The sequence below is a fragment of the Nodularia spumigena CCY9414 genome (assembly GCF_000340565.2).
GTDB classification, from domain to species: Bacteria; Cyanobacteriota; Cyanobacteriia; order Cyanobacteriales; family Nostocaceae; genus Nodularia; species Nodularia spumigena.
Map to the genome: position 1 here is coordinate 4090613 of NZ_CP007203.1, position 24421 is coordinate 4115033.

General features: G+C 40.0%; 18 protein-coding genes and 5 pseudogenes. 13 read left to right on the top strand and 10 right to left on the bottom strand.

From position 1 onward, the window contains the following. Positions 1-20: 20 nt before the first annotated feature. The 3 genes from NSP_RS17885 to cysE form a co-directional block, all read right to left on the bottom strand. Complete coding sequence (locus tag NSP_RS17885) at positions 21-218, bottom strand: DUF2949 domain-containing protein (RefSeq protein WP_006194573.1); 198 nt, start codon at positions 216-218, stop codon at positions 21-23. A gap of 67 nt (positions 219-285) precedes the next feature. Continuing rightward, positions 286-540: an Asr1405/Asl0597 family protein gene (locus NSP_RS17890; protein WP_006194572.1), complete on the bottom strand. Its 255-nt coding sequence runs from the start codon at positions 538-540 to the stop codon at positions 286-288. Positions 541-542: 2 nt separating this feature from the next. Further along, positions 543-1295: a serine O-acetyltransferase gene (gene cysE, locus NSP_RS17895; RefSeq protein ID WP_006194571.1), complete on the bottom strand. Its 753-nt coding sequence runs from the start codon at positions 1293-1295 to the stop codon at positions 543-545. A 907-nt stretch (positions 1296-2202) separates the two neighbouring features. On the opposite strand from cysE, the gene NSP_RS17900 reads away from it, so the two are divergent. Continuing rightward, positions 2203-3054: an HIT domain-containing protein gene (locus tag NSP_RS17900; RefSeq protein WP_006194570.1), complete on the top strand. Its 852-nt coding sequence runs from the start codon at positions 2203-2205 to the stop codon at positions 3052-3054. A 71-nt stretch (positions 3055-3125) separates the two neighbouring features. On the opposite strand, the gene NSP_RS17905 is transcribed toward NSP_RS17900, so the two are convergent. Further along, entirely contained in the window at positions 3126-3350 is a 225-nt protein-coding gene (locus NSP_RS17905) for a type II toxin-antitoxin system HicB family antitoxin (protein ID WP_006194569.1), read from the bottom strand. Positions 3351-3542: 192 nt separating this feature from the next. Between NSP_RS17905 and NSP_RS17910 the strand changes: the two genes are divergently transcribed. After that, positions 3543-4970 carry a serine/threonine protein kinase gene (locus NSP_RS17910; protein ID WP_006194568.1) on the top strand — a complete coding sequence of 476 codons (1428 nt, stop codon included), beginning with the start codon at positions 3543-3545 and terminating at the stop codon, positions 4968-4970. Here NSP_RS17910 and NSP_RS17915 read toward each other — a convergent pair. Further along, positions 4961-5908 (bottom strand): NAD(P)-dependent alcohol dehydrogenase, encoded by a 948-nt coding sequence (locus NSP_RS17915; RefSeq protein ID WP_006194567.1) that lies wholly within the window; start codon positions 5906-5908, stop codon positions 4961-4963. The genes NSP_RS17910 and NSP_RS17915 overlap by 10 nt on opposite strands. Before the next feature lie 1222 nt (positions 5909-7130). Between NSP_RS17915 and nifB the strand changes: the two genes are divergently transcribed. The 8 genes and pseudogenes from nifB to NSP_RS26610 all read left to right on the top strand — a co-directional run bounded on the left by nifB (position 7131) and on the right by NSP_RS26610 (position 15765). Further along, positions 7131-8573, top strand: coding sequence for a nitrogenase cofactor biosynthesis protein NifB (nifB, locus tag NSP_RS17920; protein ID WP_173403303.1), 1443 nt, complete (start codon positions 7131-7133; stop codon positions 8571-8573). Positions 8574-8821: 248 nt separating this feature from the next. Beyond that, positions 8822-9175 (top strand): DUF362 domain-containing protein, encoded by a 354-nt coding sequence (locus NSP_RS17925; RefSeq protein WP_006194564.1) that lies wholly within the window; start codon positions 8822-8824, stop codon positions 9173-9175. Then, positions 9172-10374: a cysteine desulfurase NifS gene (gene nifS / locus NSP_RS17930; protein ID WP_006194563.1), complete on the top strand. Its 1203-nt coding sequence runs from the start codon at positions 9172-9174 to the stop codon at positions 10372-10374. Before NSP_RS17925 ends, nifS begins: the two co-directional genes overlap by 4 nt. A 102-nt stretch (positions 10375-10476) precedes the next feature. Continuing rightward, positions 10477-11373, top strand: a complete 897-nt coding sequence (gene nifU, locus NSP_RS17935; RefSeq protein WP_042201636.1) for a Fe-S cluster assembly protein NifU — start codon at positions 10477-10479, stop codon at positions 11371-11373. 193 nt (positions 11374-11566) lie between these two features. Next, positions 11567-11920 (top strand): group I truncated hemoglobin, encoded by a 354-nt coding sequence (locus NSP_RS17940; RefSeq protein WP_006194561.1) that lies wholly within the window; start codon positions 11567-11569, stop codon positions 11918-11920. A gap of 304 nt (positions 11921-12224) precedes the next feature. After that, positions 12225-12656, top strand: a pseudogene (locus tag NSP_RS17945) (AAA family ATPase); the annotation flags it as partial. Positions 12657-13125: 469 nt separating this feature from the next. Beyond that, positions 13126-14133: pseudogene (locus NSP_RS26605) on the top strand (DNA-methyltransferase); the annotation flags it as partial. 1158 nt (positions 14134-15291) lie between these two features. Continuing rightward, positions 15292-15765, top strand: a complete 474-nt coding sequence (locus NSP_RS26610) for a restriction endonuclease (protein ID WP_231859605.1) — start codon at positions 15292-15294, stop codon at positions 15763-15765. Between the two features lie 66 nt (positions 15766-15831). Here NSP_RS26610 and NSP_RS17955 read toward each other — a convergent pair whose 3' ends face one another. Both NSP_RS17955 and NSP_RS17960 read right to left on the bottom strand, forming a co-directional pair. Continuing rightward, complete coding sequence (locus NSP_RS17955) at positions 15832-16086, bottom strand: UPF0175 family protein (RefSeq protein ID WP_006194558.1); 255 nt, start codon at positions 16084-16086, stop codon at positions 15832-15834. A gap of 199 nt (positions 16087-16285) precedes the next feature. Next, a complete protein-coding gene (locus tag NSP_RS17960) occupies positions 16286-17713 on the bottom strand; it encodes a site-specific integrase (RefSeq protein WP_006194557.1) in 1428 nt (475 codons plus the stop codon). A 110-nt stretch (positions 17714-17823) separates the two neighbouring features. On the opposite strand from NSP_RS17960, the pseudogene nifH reads away from it, so the two are divergent. After that, positions 17824-18279 (top strand): annotated as a pseudogene (gene nifH / locus NSP_RS17965) (nitrogenase reductase); the annotation flags it as partial. A 135-nt stretch (positions 18280-18414) separates the two neighbouring features. After that, a complete protein-coding gene (nifD, locus tag NSP_RS17970; protein WP_006194555.1) occupies positions 18415-19857 on the top strand; it encodes a nitrogenase molybdenum-iron protein alpha chain in 1443 nt (480 codons plus the stop codon). Between the two features lie 390 nt (positions 19858-20247). On the opposite strand, the gene NSP_RS17975 is transcribed toward nifD, so the two are convergent. From NSP_RS17975 to NSP_RS17985, 3 genes and pseudogenes are all read right to left on the bottom strand, one after another. Then, positions 20248-20661, bottom strand: a complete 414-nt coding sequence (locus tag NSP_RS17975; protein WP_006194554.1) for a hypothetical protein — start codon at positions 20659-20661, stop codon at positions 20248-20250. Positions 20662-21092: 431 nt separating this feature from the next. Further along, a complete protein-coding gene (locus tag NSP_RS17980; protein ID WP_006194553.1) occupies positions 21093-21932 on the bottom strand; it encodes a hypothetical protein in 840 nt (279 codons plus the stop codon). A gap of 561 nt (positions 21933-22493) precedes the next feature. Continuing rightward, positions 22494-23906: pseudogene (locus NSP_RS17985) on the bottom strand (site-specific integrase). Between the two features lie 192 nt (positions 23907-24098). Here NSP_RS17985 and NSP_RS27555 point away from each other — a divergent pair. Next, positions 24099-24257 (top strand): annotated as a pseudogene (locus NSP_RS27555) (nitrogenase molybdenum-iron protein alpha chain); the annotation flags it as partial. Positions 24258-24421: the final 164 nt, after the last annotated feature.

Genomic DNA, 24421 nt, shown 5'->3' on the forward strand with positions numbered 1-24421 from the left:
CAAGTTAAACAAAAAATCTGTTAGTGATGGTCATCTAGCCAATTTAAAATCTGCTCTAGTTGCGCTAAATTCACTAATCCATATTGCCAGAGGAGCATGGGTAAGGGTCCATTATCAAATTTACGATGTCGTTGGGCTACAGCAATATCTGCATTTGTTAGTTCGAGTTCTTGATGTAAGAAATTTAAAAGTTTTCTCTCGCTGTTACAAGTGGTCATAGTCGCGTTTGCTAGGTATTGATTGTGTTTTGTGTCACGCAGAGTCGCAGAGGCGCGGAGGTGGAGTTTAGGAGGTTTTTGTGTTCCAGCAGCGTTCTAGCCAATCTACTAATTCGTGGCGCGAGGCGAGAAATTGCATCACGGTACTGCGGATGAGGATGGCTTCTAGGAGGTTATTTACTTTGACTCGTAGGGAACCATCGCTGTGACAGCAGCAGGGAATCTTTAATTCTTGTAAACGTTGGCAAATTCGCCAGCGATCGCACAACGGAATCTGCAAAACTTGATAGCCTAGGGGGTCAGAACTATGAGATGAAAACATGATTAATGATTTTTTGTCAACAGTTCTTTGTCCTGGGTTTGCAATTGTTGTTCTAGTTTCTCGATGCGGGAGAGTAAAGAACTAATCACAGTCGCTTGCTCGTCGGGGAGTTTTCCATGTTCTAGGGGATGAACCTTGGCGTTTGGTTTGGGGGAGACAATTCTACCAGGAATCCCGACGACGGTTGCATCTGGGGGAACATCTCGCAATACAATAGAACCCGCACCAATGCGGACGCGATCGCTAATTTGAATATTTCCCAAAACTTTCGCACCCGCACCCACCACAACATTTTTCCCCACAGTGGGGTGACGCTTACCACTTTCTTTCCCAGTACCGCCCAGAGTAACGCCCTGATAAATGAGCGTATAATTTCCCACAATAGCAGTTTCACCAATCACCACACCCATACCGTGGTCGATAAATACACCTTTACCTATCTCTGCACCTGGGTGAATTTCAATTCCTGTCAAAAATCGCGCCAAGTGAGAAATTAGACGAGGGATAAAACCCACACCCCGACAGTGTAACCAGTGGGCGAGACGATGCAAACACAGAGCGTGTAACCCAGGGTAGCAAAACACCACCTCTAGCCAATTCCGTGCTGCTGGGTCCCGTTCAAAGATGATTTGAAAGTCACTCAATAACGGTTGCAAAAAAGCACCAGAGAACAGATTTTTCAGCAAAATTGTATTAGGAGAACGTGGTTTGATTGCAGCCTGACGGTTTTTGATACTGTTTAATGACTGTTGCATCGGTAGTGTCTGGTTAAAAGAGCCATGTGCTATTTTTATGCTTATATCAGGTGACTCCCAACTGGACAGTACAATCAATAGCGATTGGATTTATTGGATTAATTACAGTTGTACTCAAGCCACTCAAACCCTGACTTAAGATAAACTTAAAATTTCCCTTGGGGTAGGGGTGCTAGTATTTAATAATGGGGGTTCTGGTGTTTTTTGGGTAGGGGTGGCAGAATTTTTGTACTCACTACAAAAAACTTTACCTGTAAGAGTTTGCAGCGAATTAGGCAAGTTATTTTGCAATATATTAAGTTGTACTCACTTGCGCGCCAAGATGAGGTAGACCGGATAACAAATGATATATCTGTATACTCAGCTACGATTCTTATTCTATTATTTAGCTGAGTAAAAAACAAGCTTCTTTATTTTATTTTAGGTTTTCTTGTCTGTGTGTATATATACGTTTTGTAAATATATATAATGACTTTTCTAAACACATATCTTACACCAATTGCTTTAGAGAACACCATAAAATAAATAGCGTTGCTGAAAAAAAGTATGAATTTAATAGGACTTACGCATAATTTACGTTTTCTTGGCGTTCTACAGCCCTTGCGGGCATCGCTGCGCGCGGGCGACTAAAGCCCTGGGGGCATACGCTGCGCGAAGGCGGTTAGATAAATCAAGATTTTTGGCAATTGTTGCGTAAGTCCTGTTTAAATGTAGAGACATGGAACGCCTCTACAGGGGTTTTGATCTCATCACAAATCCTGTTCATACTTCAAATCAGCAACGCCAAATAAATTATCCCATCTTGTGGGATGGGCATCTTGCCCGTCCTTAGCAATTAAGTGAAATCACTTAAGGCAATTTAAGTATAAGCTATGCTAAGACAGGATAGCGTGCATCTCAAAATTCCATGAAACAGCAAAAAAATACATTTAGCCATCTCACCGCCATAGAAAGAACTTACTTATCATTTCCAGCACAATATTTATTAAATCAAAACCTGCTTCAAGGTAAAATACTAGACTTTGGTTGTGGCTTTGGGAATGATGTTAAAATCCTCAGCGAAAAAGGGCTTGATATTACAGGCTATGACCCTCATTATTTTCCTAAATATCCTCAAGATAAATTCGATACAATAATTTGCTTTTACGTTTTAAATGTTTTATTTCCTGAAGAACAAGCTAATATTCTCATGGAAGTATCGCATTTATTAAAACCAGGAGGTAAGGCTTATTATGCTGTGAGAAGAGATATTAAAAAGGAAGGATTTAGAGAACATTATGTCCATAAAAAGCCTACATATCAATGTCTAGCTAAACTTCCCTTTCGTTCATTATACTCAGATGAGATGCGGGAAATCTATGAATATGTTCATTATAATCAACAGCGAAATTCAACTAATTTTTGTATATTTTGTAATCCTCATAAACATCTCACAATATTAACGGAATCAGCCACAGCTTATGCTATGTTAGATGGCTACCCTATAAGTAAAGGACATACTTTAGTTATTCCTAAACGTCATGTGAGCAATTATTTTGATTTACCATTTAAAGAACAATCGGCTTGTTGGTTTATGGTGAATAAAGTTCAAGAAATTCTCAAAACAGAATTTGCTCCTGATGGGTTTAATGTCGGAATGAACATTAATCGAGCAGGCGGGCAAAATGTCATGCACACCAGTATTCATATCATCCCACGTTACAAAGGTGATACTGTTAGTAAAAGTGGCATTAGAAAAGTTATTCCTAAAAGCAAATAGTTATATAGCAATTCTCAAGAAGTTACGAACCCAAAGATCCCCGACTTCTTCAAGAAGTCGGGGATCTAAATTCATGCTACTTGTGATGACTGTTCTAGGGTTTTCGGTTCTGGTAGAGATTCACCATTTTCCAAAGCTGTCTCAATTAACATTTCTAAAACTTCTTGAGCATTTTTACAAGCTTCTTCATAGGTATCTCCGTGAGTATGACAAAACTCTCCCCATTCAGGAAGACTGACTACAAAACACTCATCTTCATTAGACCATTGAATAATTATTGTGTAGTGATAATTCATTTTAGTTTATCCTCTTGAGCATTTTTAATTTCTGCTAACCTTTGAAGTGCATTATTAACGTTTTTTTCCTGGTAAGCCTTAGCATCACTTCCATACGCTATAATGTATTTTTACTTAATAAGTAAGCTAAATTTATCATAAATCAAAGTACCTCGCGCAGTCATAGCCTTATATAACAACAGGAGTGATATTGTGTTTAACTCAGGGCAAATATTACAAGAAAGATATCAACTTCAAGAACAGTTAGGGCATACAATAGCTGGTCGTCAAACCTGGCTAGCAAAAGATTTAAATAATGCAAATCATGAGTTAGTAATTCTGAAACTTCTGGTTTTTAGTAATGACTTTCAATGGGAAGATTTAAAACTATTTGAGCGAGAAGCCCAAGTATTACAAAATCTCAATCATGAGAGAATACCCCGCTACCGTGATTACTTTTTAGTTGACCAGCAGCCAGGATATGCTCTTAGTTGGTGGTGCTTAGTACAAGATTATATTCCTGGTTCCACTTTACAAGATTTGTTGGCAAAAGGTAAAAAATTTACTGAGCCAGAACTCAAAAAAATTGCCAAAGAAATTTTGCAAATTTTGATTTATCTCCACCAATTAAACCCTGCTGTTCTCCATCGGGATATTAAACCCAGTAACTTGATTCAGGGCGAAGATAAACAGATATATCTGGTGGATTTTGGTGCAGTACAAGATAGAATGGCTGTCACCAGATTAACTTTTACTGTCGTCGGTACTGTTGGCTATACTCCAATGGAACAGTTTTGGGGACGAGCTGTACCAGCTTCTGATTTATATGGTTTGGGAGCTACTTTAATTCATTTACTCACAGGTGTAGCTCCTGCTGAATTACCTCAGAATAATTTGCGAATTCAATTTGCAGATTATAGCAATATCAGCGCTAATTTTGTTAGTTGGATTGAAAAACTAATTGAACCAGCTTTAGAACAAAGATTTGCTACCGCCCAGGAAGCTCTTGAGTTACTTTATCAGAAATTACCATCTAGTTATAGTCAAACTTTTTCTAAAAAAACCAATCCAGTTATACACCTAATTAGACCTTTTCTTGTGGTAACTAAAAAGTCTCCAGAAGAATTAGAAATTTATAGATACAAAGAACCAATAGCATATAAAAAAATGCTGATTCCCATTCCAGTATTTTTGTTTATAATTGGGGGAATTGAATTGTTGGGGATTATTGGTTTCACTATTTTAGTCTGGGTAACACTTAGATGGAAGATACTAGATGATTCAACCAACGAAGAAATTGATGTATTAATCAAGAAAATTTTCAGTAAAAATGTTAATGCAATTAAAAAAGATAATTATGGTGGTTATATCCATTTTGATGCTAGGGAGAAACGTTTTATATTTCAGAACTCCTGGTTTGGCAAATTTGAGTCAAGCTCTGACTTGATTACAAATATTCGCTCTATTTATGTATGTCAACAAAAAGAAAATTCCTCTAATCAATTGTACTCCACAGGAGCTAACAACTGGCAAGTAGTTATCCGTACAGAGCGTCATCGCATTCGCTTAAATTGGCGGTTGAATGAAGAAGAATGTGGTTGGTTAGTTCATGAAATTCAGACTTGGTTGAATCACTCTTGAAGCATGACTATGGCAATTTTACCCACAGTTCGTTCACTCTCACTATAATTATGAGCCGCAGCTAGTTCAGCTAACGGAAAACTGCGGTCAATTACGGTTCGCATTTTACCAGCTTCAATCAATTCTTTGAGATAAACCAAGTCCTGAGTATTAGGCCTTTCAATTACAAACTTGGCTTTTTGTCCGGGAAAGAAAGCTGTTAGCAGACTCTGAATGAAAACTTCCGGTGTGGGTAGAGTCGAAATGTAAATCCCGTTAGGTGTAAGGACTCGTTTGCAATTAGAGAGCGATCGCTTACCCACAGCATCAAATATAATATCATACTGCCCACCCTCTTCCGTAAAATCTTCTTGGGTATAATCAATTACTCTATCCGCCCCCAAAGATTTCACAAACTCCAAATTTTTCGTACTACAAACAGCAGTTACTTCTGTCCCCAAAGCCTTAGCAATCTGCACCGCAAACATACCTACCCCACCCGAAGCGCCATTAATTAGCACCCTTTGACCTGATTTGATATTTCCTTGGTCGCGCAGTGCTTGGAGAGCCGTCAGCGCCGCTAAAGGCACAGTAGCCGCTTCCTCAAAAGTTAAATTCTTCGGCTTGGGAGCAATTAAATTTTCTGGTACAGCTGCAAATTCCGCATAAGCACCTCCAGAAAAGCTAGTACCACCATAAACAGCATCTCCTGGCTGAAAACTTGTCACCTGGGAACCAACAGCGACCACCTCCCCAGCCAAATCAAACCCCAAAATCAAGGGAAAGTTATTACCTGAGAGTAAACTCAGCATACCCTGGCGAATTTTCCAGTCAATAGGATTAACACTACTTGCATGAACCTTCACAAGCAGCTGATTCGGCTTGATTTGCGGTTGCGCCACCTCTTCGTACTGCAAAACCTCAGCAGACCCATACCGCCGGATAACTACCGCTTTCATGCTTTCCTCCTGCCACCCTGTTGAACTAAAAAGCTTCTTGTGAACCATTAACCCAGTTTACAGGACAGGGCGAAAGTATCTTTGGGCAGAATTATTAGACTTTTCCAAAACCCTTGTAAACCCCGCAAATAAGATTCCCACTCCTTACTCCTGCTCCCTCTCCTTACTAAGGAGAGGGTTGGGGTGAGGTTTCTTGAATGGGTAGGTATTTTTATCTCTCAAAAATAAAATAAATATAAAACGCATTTTTTTCCCAAAAAAAATGCTAGGTTAGATACATAATTGGATATCCTCGACATCTCAATTTTAACTTTGCGAAATCCTTAATCCATTCGCCGTTAACAAGCAAATTCAGTAAGTAATTATTCACATTATGCCCTTGTAGACATAAATTATCAATAAGTGTATGATGGATATTAATAGAGAGCCTTGTTTAACGCCGTTCATGCAATTTCTTAACGCTTAATTCTCAGCAAAAGTTAAAAAAAAATGAATTGCATTTTTAGCTCAAAAAAAATGATATGTTAGATACAGAATGGAACTTTTCACGACTCTGGAGTAGTAGGACATCAATCTGTTCCAGTTTTTTACCCCTTAATTCCCTAGTATTTGTCGTTTCAAATGGGATTTCAGGCTGATTTGAGTACAGATTTATGTATCGAAAAAATAAGAGAAAATAGATTAAGACCCTTTCTACCACTGGGTTACACATGAGTACCAAGAAATCCTGAACCCCTATTCTTAAATACTCGTACCCCAACTGAAAAATACTAGCACCCCTACCCAAAAAATAAATTTTTAATGATTGTAAAGCCCACACAGATAGGGTTTGAAAATTTGAGTACAAACGTAATAAATCCAATAAATTCTATACTCCATAAACGCGCCGACCATTTGAGAACGACTGCTATAAATCTTATATCGCCAATCACTCAACGCCAAGCCCAAAGCAAAAGCGCCAAGTGAGTGGAGGGATGAGATAGCACCATGCCTTAAATGAATCGAAGTCGCGGCTGTACTCACACACAAATACCCCAGATAGACCTCAAACTTGACACACACCAGCCGAACCAGAATCTCAGTCAACAGTAAACAAATTGATAACTGTTAACTGATAACTGTTCACTGATTAAAAGACGCGACTTCAGTTCTTAGGTAAAGACAGTAGCAACGGCATCTCCCACTGTGGCATTTAGCCCACCACTGACCCTTGCGAAATTCAATGATACTACCGTCTAACGGACTCATCACCTCCGACCATCAGGAACCAGCATCAACCCAAGCAAAATCAGGTGGTTGCGGATGCGACAGCAGCACCACCGTCGAAATGGATCAAAAGCTCCAAGAACGCATCGCCCAACATCCCTGTTATAGTGAAGATGCCCATCACCACTACGCCAGGATGCACGTTGCAGTTGCACCAGCTTGTAACATTCAATGCAACTATTGCAACCGCAAATACGACTGCGCTAACGAAAGTCGTCCTGGAGTAGTTAGCGAATTGCTAACACCAGAAGAAGCTGCACACAAAGCTTTGGTGATTGCAGGCAAAATTCCCCAAATGACAGTGGTCGGAATTGCGGGACCTGGTGATCCATTGGCGAATCCTGAAAAGACTTTTCGCACATTTGAGTTGATTGCAGACAAAGCACCAGATATCAAACTTTGCCTTTCAACTAACGGTTTAATGTTACCAGAATACATTGACCGCATTAAACAATTAAATATCGATCACGTTACGATTACCCTAAATACCATTGACCCAGAAATCGGCGCTCAGATTTATTCTTGGGTTCATTACAAACGGAAACGTTATAGAGGTGTTGAAGGGGCTAAGATTCTGCTAGAAAAGCAGATGGAAGGCTTGCAAGCTCTCAGAGAAGCTGATATTCTGTGCAAAGTTAACTCTGTGATGATTCCAGGAATTAATGATCAGCACTTGATCGAAGTCAATAAAATGATTCGTGAAAACGGTGCTTTCCTGCACAACATCATGCCTTTGATTTCTGCACCAGAACACGGCACACATTTCGGCTTAACAGGTCAACGTGGTCCCACACCCAAAGAGGTCAAGTCAGTTCAAGACAATTGTGCCGGCAACATGAAAATGATGCGCCATTGTCGCCAATGTCGAGCCGATGCGGTAGGATTATTAGGAGAAGACCGCAGTCAGGAATTTACCAAAGATAAATTCTTGGAAATGACTCCAGAATATGACTTGGAACAACGCACCCTTGTTCACGAAGGAATTGAGAAGTTTAAGGAAGAACTGAAAATAGCCAAAGACAAGGCGCGTACTGGCAAGAAATCTGCCAATAATCCCAAAATATTAGTTGCAGTCGCCACCAAAGGCGGTGGATTAGTTAACCAACACTTCGGTCATGCGAAGGAATTCCAGATTTATGAAGTGGATGGTAATCAAGTTACCTTTGTCAGTCATCGCAAGATTGACCAGTATTGTCAAGGTGGATTTAGTGAAGAAGCCACTTTTGAGCATATCATGGCAGCGATCGCCGATTGCAAAGCAGTATTAGTTTCCAAAATTGGTAACTGTCCTCAAGAGAAACTGCAAGAAGCCGGAATACAGACCGTAGAAGCTTACGACGTAATCGAAAAAGTTGCTTTGGAATTTTACGAGCAATATGTAAAGGAATTAGGGAATTAGGGAGTAGGGAGTAGGGAGTAGGGAATATTTACCACTTAGGGACTTCCAAATAAAAAAAACACTCAATCACCCAACCTAAAAAACCACACTTCGACAAGCTCAGTGACCACTCAAACTCTCATAACTCGGTGTCCTCTGTGCCTGGAGTGGTTCGTTTATTTGGATAACTTATCTTGAGTAAATCCCTTACTACTCCCCACTCCCCACTCACCACTCCCCACTCCCCTATCTTCAAAAGGAGAATAATCATGGCTTACCAAATCACCAGCCAATGTATTTCCTGTGATCTTTGTCTGTCTGTATGTCCCACTAATGCAGTGAAGGTAATTGACGGTAATCATTGGATTGATCCCGAACTCTGCACTAACTGCTTTGGTAGTGTTTATTCCGTTCCTCAGTGTAAAGCTGGTTGTCCCACCTGCACTGGTTGTGTGAAACAACCCAACGATTATTGGGAAGGCTGGTTTGCTAATTACAACCGCTCTTTAGCAAAATTAACTAAGAAACAAGATTACTGGGAACGTTGGTTTAACTATTATTCCAAAACATTCTCCGAAAAATTATCTCGCCATCAGAGCGAAGTCATAGGTGTATCAGGATGAGCATCATTTATCTAGACAATAATGCCACAACGAAGGTAGACCCGGAAGTTTTAGAGGCGATGTTGCCTTATCTGCGGGACTACTACGGTAATCCTTCTAGTATGCACACCTTTGGTGGACAACTTGGTAAAGCTGTAAAAACAGCCCGCCAACAACTAGCCGCACTCATTGGTGCTGAAGAATCAGAGATTGTTTACACCAGTTGCGGTACAGAGGGAGATAATGCTGCTATTCGCGCCGCACTGTTAGCACAACCAGAAAGACGACATATCATTACTACACAGGTTGAACACCCAGCCGTTTTGAATGTCTGCAAACAACTGGAAACCCAAGGTTATACTGTTACCTATCTTTCGGTAAATCGTCAGGGACAGCTAGATTTAAATGAATTAGAAGCTTCTCTGACTGGAAATACCGCCTTGGTAACAATTATGTATGCCAATAACGAAACCGGTACGGTTTTCCCCATTGAGCAAATTGGGTTAAGAGTTAAAGAATACGGCGCAATCTTTCATGTCGATGCAGTGCAAGCAGTGGGAAAAATTCCCCTCAACATGAAGACCAGCACGATAGATATGTTAACTCTGTCCGGTCACAAAATCCATGCTCCTAAAGGAATTGGGGCTTTGTATGTGCGGCGTGGTGTGCGGTTTCGTCCCTTGCTAATTGGGGGACACCAAGAACGTGGTCGTCGGGCGGGAACAGAAAACGTTCCAGGGATTATTGCTCTAGGTAAAGCGGCAGAGTTGGAACTCTTGCATTTAGAAGAGGCTACCACAAGAGAAAGAAAATTGCGCGATCGCCTGGAACAAACTTTACTCGCCAAAATTCCCGACTGTGAAGTGAATGGCGACCCAACGCAGAGATTGCCGAACACCACAAATATTGGTTTCAAGTACATTGAAGGTGAAGCAATTCTGCTCTCCTTAAACAAATACGGTATCTGTGCCTCATCTGGTTCTGCTTGTACTTCCGGTTCCTTGGAACCTTCTCACGTTCTGCGGGCGATGGGTTTACCCTACACCACCTTACATGGTTCGATTCGTTTCAGCTTGTGTCGCTACAGCACAGAAGCCGAAATTGATCAAGTTATCGAAGTCATGCCCAGTATTATCGAACGTTTACGCGCCATGTCCCCCTTCAAAAACGATGATGCGGGTTGGCTGCAAGAACAAGAACAAGCATTAATTCATCGCTAGGTCTTGGGTAATGGGTACTGGGGAGAGCGGAAATTTTTCCTCATCCCTCATCCCGCCCTAGTGCCTAATCTAAAATCCAAAATCCAAAATCTAAAATTGACCATGTGGGACTACACAGATAAAGTATTAGAATTGTTTTACAATCCCCAAAATCAGGGAGCCATTGAAGAAACTGGCGAAGCTGGTGTTAAGGTTGCAATGGGAGAAATTGGTAGCATTGCCTGTGGTGATGCCCTGAGATTACACTTGAAAGTTGAAGTAGAATCTGATAAAATATTAGATGCACGCTTTCAAACCTTTGGCTGCACAAGTGCGATCGCCTCTTCCAGTGCTTTAACCGAAATGGTCAAAGGTTTAACCCTAGACGAAGCTTTGAAAGTTTCTAATAAACAGATTGCAGATTACCTCGGCGGATTGCCAGAAGCGAAAATGCACTGCTCTGTCATGGGACAGGAAGCGCTAGAAGCCGCTATTTATAACTATCGTGGCATTCCCCTTGCTACCCATGACGACGATGATGAAGGCGCATTAATTTGTAGTTGCTTTGGTATCAGCGAAGCCAAAATTCGCCGTGTGATTCTAGAAAATCATCTTACTGATGCGGAACAGGTAACAAATTATGTAAAAGCTGGTGGCGGATGCGGTTCCTGTTTAGCAAATATTGATGATATTATAAGAGATGTAAAGGAGAAAGCCGCCGTACCTGCTCTCAACACCCACAGCGTCGCAGTTGCTAACTCACAGCAATCAAAACCTCTAACCAACGTACAAAGAATTGCACTCATTCAAAAAGTTCTCGATGAAGAAGTCAGACCCGTACTGATTGCAGACGGGGGAGATGTGGAACTTTACGATGTCGAAGGCGATAAAGTCAAAGTCGTACTTCAAGGCGCTTGTGGTTCTTGTTCTAGCAGTACAGCCACTCTGAAGATTGCGATCGAAGCTAGGTTACAAGATCGTGTCAGCAAAAACCTAGTAGTCGAAGCAGTCGCACCATAACTTTAAGATTTACACACCGCACAAATAGAGCCTGTTATTTATTAAACAGGACACCAAGTAGGATTTGAAAGATAATTTTCGCCCCATCAATGCTTCATTCCTACTGAGAACACACAGCAATAGTACATAGGTGAAAGTATTCAACACCTAATTGCCAATTGCATTATCCCACTCGCTTCAAAGGAATCAGGATATGAGTTTGTACGAAAACATTGGTGGACAACCCACAATTGAAAAAGTAGTTGATGCCTTTCACAAGAGCGTTATGGCAGACGGTAGCCTCAAAGGCTACTTCGCTAAAACCGATATGGCGAAACAACGCGCTCATCAAATTGCTTTCTTCTCTCAGATATTTGAAGGACCAAACCAATATGCTGGTCGTCCAATGGAAAAAACCCACACAGGCATGAAACTCAACGACCAACACTTTGATGCAGTTTCCAAGCATTTGGGTGCAGCAATGGCCGCAGCCGGAGTATCCGCAGAAAACAGCAGCGCTGCAATGGCTAAAGTCTCCGGTTTAAAGGCTTCTATTTTGAACAAATAGGATTTGGGCATTGATTGGACGAATAATTACGTCAAATCCTGCTTGTTATCTCCACATATTTGTACAGTGTGTAACTCCTTTGTCATTTGCTTGACAAGTGGCAAAGGAAACCAAATAAACAAAAAATTAACCTGAATCATTATGACACCAATACCCCTCGATTTTGCTGTGGAGCGATCGCCCCCGGCCTGTGCTTAAGCACAATCGCCCCCGGCGACGTTCTACAACCGCTCACTGCTGAAGCTCAACAGGCGTGAACGTCAACCAACAGACCCACTAACCAACCAATTGCAGGAGATAAATCATGACTGACGAAAACATTAGACAGATAGCTTTCTACGGTAAAGGCGGTATTGGTAAATCTACCACTTCCCAAAATACCTTAGCAGCTATGGCAGAAATGGGTCAACGCATCCTGATCGTTGGTTGTGACCCTAAAGCTGACTCCACCCGTTTGATGCTACACAGTAAAGCTCAAACAACCGTTCTTCACTTGGCTGCTGAACGTGGTGCAGTAGAAGATATCGAAATCGAAGAAGTAATGCTGACTGGTTTCCGTAACGTTCGTTGCGTAGAATCTGGTGGTCCAGAACCCGGTGTAGGTTGCGCTGGTCGTGGTATTATCACCGCCATCAACTTCTTAGAAGAAAATGGTGCTTACCAAGACCTAGATTTCGTATCTTACGACGTATTAGGTGACGTTGTATGTGGTGGTTTTGCTATGCCTATCCGTGAAGATTAAGCTGTGATTTCTAGGGTTTTTGATATTCAATTGATTTGAATTTTTTATTTTTTCTTGCCCTATTTTTTCCCTGGGAAAGTTTGCACAAATGGGCAGTTTGTTTGATTTGTATTCTTTTATTTACCCTATTTTGTCCCTGGTGTCAATATCCATACATTAATTTTGATAAATTTGTTACTGGTTGGTGATGTATAATTGGTTCATGGTTAAATTAAGAAAATAAATAAATTTAATATAGGACTCCTATTTGATTTTTGAAAAAAACTCCGTACACCTAAATTCCCTCAAATCCTTTTGCGTCGTGCCTTTTGCCTTTTACCTGACTACGTAAATAATTTCAGATATCAAACCGGATTCCTATATAACCATTTAACCTTAGTATTACTTGTGCAAACTTTTATTAAAATTTGTTACCGTAGATATCTTACTTAGACTGTTATAGAAAAATACAATCGTGCAAAAAATGTCAACCCTCGAAAATTTCAAAAACATTAGTTGTAATCCCTACTATTTAACTAATTTAGGTGCTGCTTACTTAGGGAACAGCCTAGCATTGATGGCAGAGTTACCTAATGAGAGTGTTGACCTAATTTGTACTTCCCCGCCCTTTGCTTTAGTACGTAAAAAAGAGTACGGTAATGTAGATGCCTGTGAATACATTGAATGGTTTAAAAAATTTGCAATTCAGTTTTACCGCATTCTAAAACCTCAAGGCTCGTTAGTAGTAGATATTGGAGGTACTTGGCATAAAGGAGTACCCGTAAGATCACTTTACCATTTTGAGCTAGTAGTTGAACTATGCAAACCAAAATCAAAGGGGGGACTAGGTTTTTATCTTGCACAGGAACTTTTTTGGTACAACCCAGCAAAACTTCCTACCCCTGCTGAGTGGGTAACAGTCCGTAGAGAAAGGGTGAAAGATGCTGTAAACACTGTGTGGTGGCTATCGAAAGATCCACATCCTAAAGCAAATAACAAACGCGTGTTACGCCCCTATAGCGATGCTATGAAAAACCTATTGAAAAATGGGTATGAAGCAAAATTGCGCCCATCTGGTCATGATATTTCCACTAAATTTAAAAATGATCGGGGCGGTGCGATTCCCCCAAATATTATAATTGATTCAGAATTTGGTTCATCTACATTGATTGGTAAACCAGTGCTAGGTGAGTTTAATTGGATTTTAGAAAATGACATGGTGCAGCCGGTAAATGTCATTTCAGCTTCTAACACTGCTTCTAATGATTACTACCAAAGGCGGTGTAAAGAAGAAGGCGTTAAACCTCACCCCGCCCGCTTTCCTCAAGCCTTACCTGAATTTGTAATTGGACTTTGTACAGAACCAGGTGATTTAGTTTTAGATCCATTTGCTGGCTCAAATACTACGGGGCGTGTCGCTGAAACACTAGATCGACGCTGGTTAGCATTTGAACTGGATGAGAATTACATTCAAACATCACAGTTCCGATTTGAAAATGATGCACCATTGGTTGTTACTCCACTGGTAGATAAAAAAGCACTCAAGACTAAAGCTTTACAATTAGCACCTGACGCAATTAAGATTTCACCAGAAATTCATGCTCAGGATACTCCATATCAGTTAGACCTATTTCAATTACACAATAGCAAAATGGCAGATCAAAAACTCAAATTTACCTATGGGCATCAGTTCACACCGAAAAAGATGAAATTACCTGATTTAGTTGAACTGTGTATATCTTATCAGCCAGATCGCCGCGCCCTAGAGGATGCAATTTCAAGAAAGTATTACTCCAATCACTCAACACAAAATAACTCTCAGCAAGAAGATAATCGTAGTAAACTTTCTATGAATACGTTTCTATCTCTTCGTGCTTATAAGTTAGTTGAATCAATTGGAGATGATATGTGGCAGTATCAGGTATCCAACCTTAGTAATGAACTTTTAGAAAATCAGGATAATCCCAAAGAGGTAAAGAAAATTTTTGCCCGTCATATACTCACTAACCTAACTGGAATGTCGCTTTTAAAAGCAATTGAGGCAATCAATAGTAGAGGTGATAAACCAAAGCTTGATTTAATTGGTTACGAATTACAAGAAATGGGCTATTCTCTATCTCCCAATGCCATATATGCCAGTACGATGCGACAATGGTTACAAGAGGCTGGAATTTTTGAGAAAACAGATCAAATTAACTGGGATCAAGTATACGACATTCTAGAACTTGATAAGGATTACATTGATGAACTTTACACACTCACATCAGGGCAAAAGTATTTCTTGCTGGCAATGCTCCAGATGAGCATCACAGATTTTACTAAATGGAATGACATTGTTAATTACGCAACAAGTGTTTATAAAGTAAGATTTCCTTCCAAGTCGTTTGTTAAAGATATTATTCAACCTCTAACAGATGCAGAGCTAATTGAAACTGAGAAAACCACAGGTGGACGGGGTGCTAAACCCAATCTTGTGAAACTTACTGAGAAAGCACAGAAAGAATTGCTGTCTAAACTGCTGGAATCTATTGCAGACATGACAGAAATATCGCAAACTGAACTAAATCGTAGCTTTGAAGATGTTGTTCAAGACTTAGATCATGCTGATAAGCATATTAAGGGTAAAGCACTAGAATTACTTGCTATCTGGATGATTCGTTTAACTAGCCTACGGTTTACTAAGTGGCGTAAACGAGATTATGAAACAGGCCAAGGTGAGGTAGATGTCTTAGCAGCCTCAGATCGCTTTGTTTATCATCGTTGGCAAATTCAATGCAAAAATACCAAGCGAGTAGATGTTGAAGTGCTTGCTAAAGAAGTCGGGATGACTTTTGTAACTGGGGCTGATGTGGTTATGATTGTGACTACTGGAGAATTTACTAGAGACGCTTTTCAATATGCCTATCGCATGATGGAAGTTTCTCGTTACTATATGGTGCTGATTCAAAAAGAAGATATTGAATCTATCAAGGAAGATAAAACAAACATTATCAAAATTTTAGATAAACGGGCGCGGCGTGTATTTGCGAAGAAAGAACTAGGAATGATTGATGAAGAGATTGATGAATTAGAAGTAGAAGAGGCATCACTCACTGATTTTGATGGTGAGTTAGAAGAAGATTAAAATTATCTATTCAAAAAGCAAAGCCATTGCTTACTAAGTAATGGCGCAGAATTTACAACCCATTGTCTACTCACGCTCTAATTCCTCAGCTAATTCTTCGGAAGTCACTTGAAAAGGTGAAACATTATAACGATGCAGTGCTTCTAGAAACTGGTGACGACTCACGCCAGCAATTTCAGCAGCTTTAGATTGAGAAAGCATACCAACTTCATACCATTTGACAGCCGCCGCTAAACGCATTTCCTGAACAAAATTTTCGGGATTACTACGGAGCGCGGAAAATACATCATTTGGTAGTTCGATACTAATTTGTATAGTCATAGATTTAGTTAAGGCTACAGATTTTTATTACACTAACATTAGTTCTACTCAACACACAGGATTTTTTATGATAAATTTGGCGTTTCATAAATCCCTAAATTATTGTAGGGTGGGTTAGGACGGTAGTCCGTAACCCACCATTATATTTAAGTTTATGGTGGGTTATAGTGGGTTACGCTGCGCTAACCCACCCTACTATTTAATTAATTATGCGTATTAAATTTGGATTTTCCATCTGTAAGCGCAATCTTTCATTTTCTATTCTCAACCTTTCATTTTCCTGCTCCAATCGAATCACTATATCTTGCAAGTCTTCCACCTTAGACTTTTTCTTAATAGCTTCTTCAATAGCAACCTTGCGATTTTCTAAACTAAACCATCTTTGATAAATCGATGTGTGCATATTTACCGAATGACCCAAATTATCAGCAGCAGCTTTAATCGGAATTCCCATTAAATGCGCTCTAATTGCCCAAGCATGGCGTAAATCATAAGGTTGAAAAGGAATACCGACAAATCTAAACCATCTGTCTGTACCATGTCGAGCCGAATTAATCTGTTTACTGGTAATTTTGCCCTGAATTTTCGCTTTTAATAATTCAATGGCTTCCGTATCAGTTTTTAAATTAAATGTCTCTACCCAGCGCGGATATAATGGTAAAGCTTCCCTCTCACCTGTTTTACATTCTTCATTCACCCGCCATGTATTAATGGTATTGTCTGAAGACAACCACCAATTTAGATCAGGATTAACAAAAATCTCTCTCGGTCTTATACCATAAGTAGCTAACATCCCATATACCCAACGCCACAGTTTCCAGTTATTTCTGTCTTCCCTAGTGAGTAATTTACTGGGACGGTTGAGTGAGTAAGCCTCAAATTTGAGATATTCCCGCTCTATGTCTGCATCAGTGGGGATATCACGCTTGCGTTGAGCAGTAGGTTTAATTTTTAAGTTACTTAGCTCTGGAACTTCCAAACCGGAACATTTACACAATACTCGAATAACTTTAATTAACTCATTTTTGACACTATCAGACGATGGACAACACTGCACAGATGCAATAAAGTTGGCATTTATCGCTGGTTTATCCTTTGGTAAGTGTTTTTGAGCAATATAAAAATAACTATTAAATGTGTTCTCACTTTTAAGGTTACGTTTTCTAGTTTGGAAATAATTTTTTTCAAAATTTGCAATCAAATCACCAATTATTTTGGCGTTAACTTTATTGCGAGTTTTACCTAAATATTTCTCAGTCCATTGAAATTGTTTTCTCGCTAACAATTTTCCTAACTCATAAGCTTCTTCTTCCGCAGTATTTAAACCATCAAAATTAAACGGGATACCCAAAGAAAGATCATATTGCTTTGTTCCTATACCGTTTTTATCAATATCTCCTGGTTTAATGGGTAGGGTGCTTCTCAGTTGCAGTGAATTACCAGATTTTCTGACCGAAACATTCACCCTAGCAGCTTTGATTCTAGCATTTACTGCCTTTAATTCTGTTTCCAGTTTTGCCGTCAGGTGATTTTCTTGATTTGTCACTGCTTGCATTCTGCCTATATATCCCCCATCGCTGCTGGCTGTTTGTTGAAAATCGGCAAATGCTTCCTGTGTTCTGTTCATACCCTAGATTTACCCTAATAAAAAAACTGTTCAGCCTTGACAATGCTTACGGCAAACATTGTTAAAAATAAGCAATTTTAGGCTGTTAGGATAATATCATCACTCTTTACCGTGAAGGTAAAGCACAGGAAATTTACATCGTGACATCAGGTGAAATGATGGCGATGTACGCTGCTAACAACATCGCTCGTGGTGTTCTTAAGTATGCTCACACCGGTGGCGTGCGTTTGGGTGGTTTGATCTGTAACAGCCGTAACACTGACCGAGAAATCGAATTAATCGAAACCTTGGCAAAACGGTTGAACACCCAAATGATTCACTTCGTACCCCGTGACAACATCGTTCAACACGCTGAATTGCGTCGGATGACTGTTAACGAATACGCACCCGAAAGCAACCAAGCTAACGAATACCGCACATTGGCTACCAAGATCATCAACAACAAAAACCTAGCTATTCCTACACCTATCGAAATGGAAGAACTAGAAGAATTGTTGATTGAATTCGGTATTCTCGAAAGCGAAGAAAACGCTGCAATGTTAGTTGGTAAAACTGCTGGTAAGTAGTAATACTGTACCACAAGGAAAAAGGAAGAATTTTATATTTTACCTTTGACCTTCACCCTTGCATCTCCCCCTACTAAACCTAGAGGGGACTCTCAGTCCCCTATTCCCAGAACCCTAAGAATCGGAGAGGATAAAATGACACCTCCAGAAAACAACAAAATCGTTGAAGAAAGAAAAGAACTTATTAAAGAAGTTCTTAGTGCTTACCCAGATAAAGCTAAGAAAAGACGCGAAAAGCACTTAAATGTATTTGAAGAAGGTAAGAGCGATTGCGGCGTTAAATCTAACGTCAAATCTCTTCCTGGTGTAATGACCGCTCGTGGTTGTGCTTATGCAGGTTCCAAGGGTGTGGTTTGGGGTCCTATTAAGGACATGATCCACATCAGTCACGGGCCAGTTGGTTGCGGTTACTGGTCTTGGTCTGGTCGTCGTAACTACTACATTGGTACTACAGGTGTTGACACCTTTGGTACTATGCACTTCACCTCTGATTTCCAAGAAAGAGACATCGTTTTTGGTGGTGACAAAAAACTACTGAAATTGATCCAAGAATTGGAAATCCTCTTCCCTCTTAACCGTGGTGTTTCCATTCAATCTGAATGTCCCATCGGTCTAATTGGGGATGACATCGAAGCTGTAGCTCGTAAGGCTGCAAAAGAAATCGACAAGCCAGTTGTTCCAGTTCGTTGCGAAGGTTTCCGGGGTGTTTCTCAGTCCTTGGGACACCACATCGCTAACGACATGATTCGTGACTGGGTATTCCCCAGATCCGATAAAGCTAAAGCTGATGGTTCACTGAAGTTTGATTCTACTCCTTATGACGTAGCAATCATTGGTGACTACAACATCGGTGGTGATGCTTGGGCGAGCCGTATCTTATTAGAAGAAATCGGTTTGCGTGTAGTTGCTCAGTGGTCTGGTGATGGTACTATCAACGAAATGTTGATGACCCCCAACGTGAAGATGAACCTCATCCACTGTTACCGCTCGATGAACTACATCAGCCGTCACATGGAAGAAAAATATGGTATTCCCTGGTTGGAATACAACTTCTTCGGACCTACCAAGATTGCTGAATCTTTACGGGAAATTGCTTCTAAGTTTGACGAAAAAATCCAAGCAAACGCTGAGAAGGTTATTGCTAAGTATCAGCCTACAATGGATGCGATCGTTAACAAGTATCGCCCCCGTTTAGATGGTAAGACTGTCGCTATGATGGTTGGTGGTCTACGTCCTCGTCACGTTGTCCCAGCTTTCCAAGACTTGGGCATGAAGATGATTGGTACTGGTTATGAGTTCGCTCATAATGACGACTACAAACGTACCACTCACTACATCGAAAATGGTACTATCGTTTACGATGACGTGACTGCTTATGAATTTGAGGAGTTTATCAAAGCCCTCAAGCCTGACCTTGTAGCTTCTGGTGTGAAAGAGAAGTACGTCTTCCAAAAGATGGGTCTACCTTTCCGTCAAATGCACTCTTGGGATTACTCCGAACCTAGCCATAGTGCCTCAAAGTCAATGATAATAGGATTTTTAGACAGCCAAATAAAAAATAATTTATGTTTAGTCTAAATGCAAGTTTTAGGGTGAGCTAGAAATAATATATGTTTGCTGCTTTAAATAATATAATTCTTATGGGGTATGGTTTTGAGGTTTTGATTAAATTTTATTTAAGTTAATTTTGTAAAAAGTAAGACTATTTGAATTGCTATTTTTTTAGATTAAAAGGTAAAAGAACCCCACCCCCAACCCACTCTCATATCAAAGGTTTATCCTTTTCTTCACCCCGTTGCGGGGGGATTTCGGGGGGTGCAAGGAGGGGGCTATGATATATAGCAAAAGTCAAAAGTCAAAAGTCAAAAGTCAAAAGTGAAAGACTCGCTGTGACTGGTTTTTAGGCTTTTACCATGTCCTAACAACCTTGGCGGTTGCTATACTTTGTATAAAGCTAGTCCTAAAAGCTTATAATTTTTTGTATGTTTCTTCAAAAGATTTTCTCATCTGTTCAGCGCTTACAAGATTTTTGAGACTATGTATCAAAAATAATAGCAAAAAAATAGACAAGATATCTACACCTATACAGATGGATTGTGAAGGAGACTCTAAACAAAAAGCATTAAAGCGAAAGCCCATGAATTTTCCTACTATGGGAGGCCAGTAAAAAAAGTTAAACTTGATCTCAGGAATGGAAAGTGCTTGTGCAATGATTGACAAAATGACACCAGCCCTCCTCTTGTAAAATATAAGTAACCCGCTAGCAAGTAATAGTATTCTGAATAACACATCGAACGGATTGTCAGGGGCAAAGTTAACAAGTGCTGTAATTACTTCAAAAACGGCAAGAATTCTCAGCCAGAATATATGACTTTGATTCACTAACTTTATCCTCCTTATTGTTAACGGGGACTAGATAAAACAATTACAGTATATTTCATCTGAGTGAGGTAAACAAGGGCGGGCATCTTTGCTGTCCCCCAGAAGATTTATAATGGCGTTGCTGATTTGAAGTATGAACACGATTTGTGATGATCTCAAAACCCCTGTAGAGACGTTCCATGGAACGTCTCTACATTTAAATTCATATTTGGTTTCACGCATACCGCTAAGGCGGAACGCGCAGGGTAGGCGCAAAGGTACGAAGAAAAAGAATGGCAATTTTGGCATTTCATACTTTGATTCAGCAACGCCTTTATCATATTAATCTGTGGACTTGATTTAGTTGCAAAGTGCTATATTTGCGTGATTTGAGATGAAAGTGAGTTGTTAATGGAGTTATGCGATCGCTACGCCTGTAATCCGTAATTGTGCTATTTTGATTTTACTTTATGGGTGCGTCCATGTCCTCTCAAGGCATCGAGTCGATTTTTGAGCGGCTCAAAGCGATAAATTGGCAATAACCAACGTCCTATTAAACTCATACCTATATACATTGGTGAACGGCGTGAGAGAGTAGCCCGGCGTTCTAGGGAAGAGGGTTGTGGACTATAGGTTTGCGTACCCAAGGGCGCATATTCTGGATCGTGCCAATAATTGATTTTGCGAATAGGATCAAGTTTATGATTCCGGACTCCCGCAACTTGATGTAAGTGTCGGGGAAGGATGGTAAAACAGGGATTTAAGACTTTAAAACCCGCCTCAATTGCTCGTTGAGCCATGAATAAATCGCAGCCTTGAATCCCCAGTTGGTAATTATTCTTAAACGCAGGTAGTGGGGTTCTAAAAATCCAACAGTCGTGTGCGCCAGCTACAGCTATATGAAACAGTTTCCAGCCACCATCTTGAGTTGGTTCATATCGGGATAGTGTCCAAAATTCTCCCGTGGTAATTTCTGCGGAACGTTCTAAGGCACTATTTTCGTCGAAGTATATATCAGCATTGACAATAATAGCGACTTGATCTGTTCCCCAGTTATTTGCCACTGCGATCAATTCAGCATAGGTAGAACGGTGATGCACAGGAATGATTTCTAACTTTTCGTGAGAAAATCCATTCAAGTAGCTATAGTCTGTATCTTGGTCTTTTATTTCCAAAAAAACTTTAACAGCCTCTATGTAGGGATGTGCCAGGTTTCTGTGCAAACAAGTTAAAAATTCTTCAGCACGCTCAGGTTTACAGGACGTGTAAAGTGTGGTTAGTAAAATGGCCATGAAATTCTAACTAAGATTAATTATAGTCAGCTGATATTGGTTGTTTTGGGATGTGCTGAGTTCAGCCTCATGCAAAAGATCAAGCCCATTTGTTTCACTTTTAGGTTGCCACAACTTAGACTACTAACTCTAGCCAAATTATTATCACACAGTTTTTGGTAACTGTTAGTTCTTTTTGGCATTATTAATCATATATAGTAATCCGCTTTGATTTTTGATAGCTTGCGTGGCGTAGCCATACTTACTTGCGTAGGTGGGGAGTGGTCCGTAGGGAGTGGTCCGTGGGAAACAGCTTTTTGAGTTGTAAGCGCAAAGCGCAGGCTACGCCAACAGAAATCAAATAGGAGTCCTATAGCATGCATTGTCGCTAGCATCACGCACTTAACACGATCAATGCGTTCGCATTGTTGAATAGTTTATGATGATACAATTTAAATTGATTTTTACGTAATAATCCGGTACAAAGTACTCATGATCAAACAATTATTTGATTTTATGACAAATAATATAATATTGATTTATCAGCAGCGCAACGCACCGCAACAATTTTATTAACAAAAATCAACTACGCTTATAAACCAACTCCATCCTCAACTTATCAACCTCCATTTTCAACCTTTCATTCTCCATCCTCAATTGCCCATTCTCCTCCCGAATCACCTCAAATTCATTCCTCTTACTCAAAGCCTGATTAATCGCCAACTTCCGCATATCCAAAGAGAACCAACGCTGATAAGTTTCCGTATGCACTTCCACACTATGCCCCAAATTATCCGCCGCAGCCTTAATTGGTATACCTAAAATATGCGCCCTAATCGCCCAAGCATGACGTAAATCATAAGGCTTAAAATTTAAACCAATTTTACGAAACCACCAACTAACTCGTTGAGTTAAAGCCGTCATTTCAGCATGATTAGTATGATCTTTCTTACTAATTGCAGTTGCCAACATCTCTAAATATTTATGATTTCTTAAATCAAACTCCAAAATCCATTGTTTATATAAAGGTAAGGCTTCCCTTTCACCCGTTTTACAATCTTTATGGACTTTCCATGTTAAATCTGTATTCTCTTGACTTAACCACCAATCAATATTAGGATTAATAAATAATTCCCGTGGACGTAAACCGAAAACTGCTAACATTCCATAAGTCCAGCGCCAAAGCTGCCAGCTATCTTTAACATTTTGATTAACTTGATTACCTCTATTATTTAAGTAATCTTCAAATTTAGTAGTTCCTGTAATTATTTCTGCATCACTCGGTATATTCCGGGGATTATTATCCGGCATTTTTGAATAATTAGATAAATCAATTTCAATTTTGAAGGTTTGACAAAAAGCTGATATAGCTCTGGCAGCGTTATATTTTGCCCATTCTTTCTCAATCTTTTCAATTGAACTGATTAAATTTTCAGGACTTGCTAAATCTTGAGCATTAGTAAATCGTTTGGTGCGGGAAAAATAATAAAAAAAAGTATGTTCGCTTTTAGTGGTACGCTGATGAGTTTTAAAATACTCCTCTTCAAATTGAGCGAGTAACTCACCTATAGTTTTAAATTGTTTTTTAATCGCTTCATTACCTAAATATTTATCATTCCATTCAAAAGATTTACGAGCGATTAACTTGCCTAATTCATAAGCTTCTTCCTCAGCCGTCTTGAGTCCATCCAAATTAGCAGGAATATTTAAACTGAGATTGTATTGCTTTTTCCCCGTTCCTCTTATGTCCTTGTCTCCCGGTTTAATTGGTAACGTCGCCCGTAATTGCAGACTTCCATTTGATGCTCTCACCGTTACCTTTGCCTTTGCAGATTTCAAACGCAGATTTACTTGCTCTAACTCTAATAGTATTTTTGTTCTCATCTGTTCTCTTTGCTGGTGTGCTTGCAGACTTCAACCAAGAAAACTGCCGTCGGTAGATGAAATTAAACTTGGAAACCCGCGAAATTGAAGCTCTATCTCCCCTCTCCGCAAGCGGGGAGGGGTTGGGGGTGGGGTTTAATGATTGTGGTAATCGTAACTAATTAACCGAACTTGTCTTCACCCTGATTATGCATCGCTATGATTTAGCCTATATTTAGCCTAAAAATAAATTTGTGATCAGCGAACAATGTTTATCCGTGACACTGCTTACTGCAAACATTCAGATATTCAAAGCTATCGAAGCATCACCAGGAATACTCCGGTCCTTATCACGGTTATGATGGCTTCGCTATCTTCGCTCGTGATATGGATTTGGCACTCAACAGCCCAACTTGGGGTTTAATTGGCGCTCCCTGGAACGAAAAAGCTCAAGCTAAGGCTAAAGCTAAAGCTACAGCTTAGGGAAATGGCGAAGGGATAAGTAGGGATAGCCTGGGGTTTTAGCCCCAGGGGGGAGTCGGGAATTCAAGGTTCAAAATTCAAAAATTAAAAGTTTCTTTTGATTTTTGCATTCTGAGTTTTGAGTCATGTTCCCACTCCCACTACAAAATTCCTCAATCAGTAAC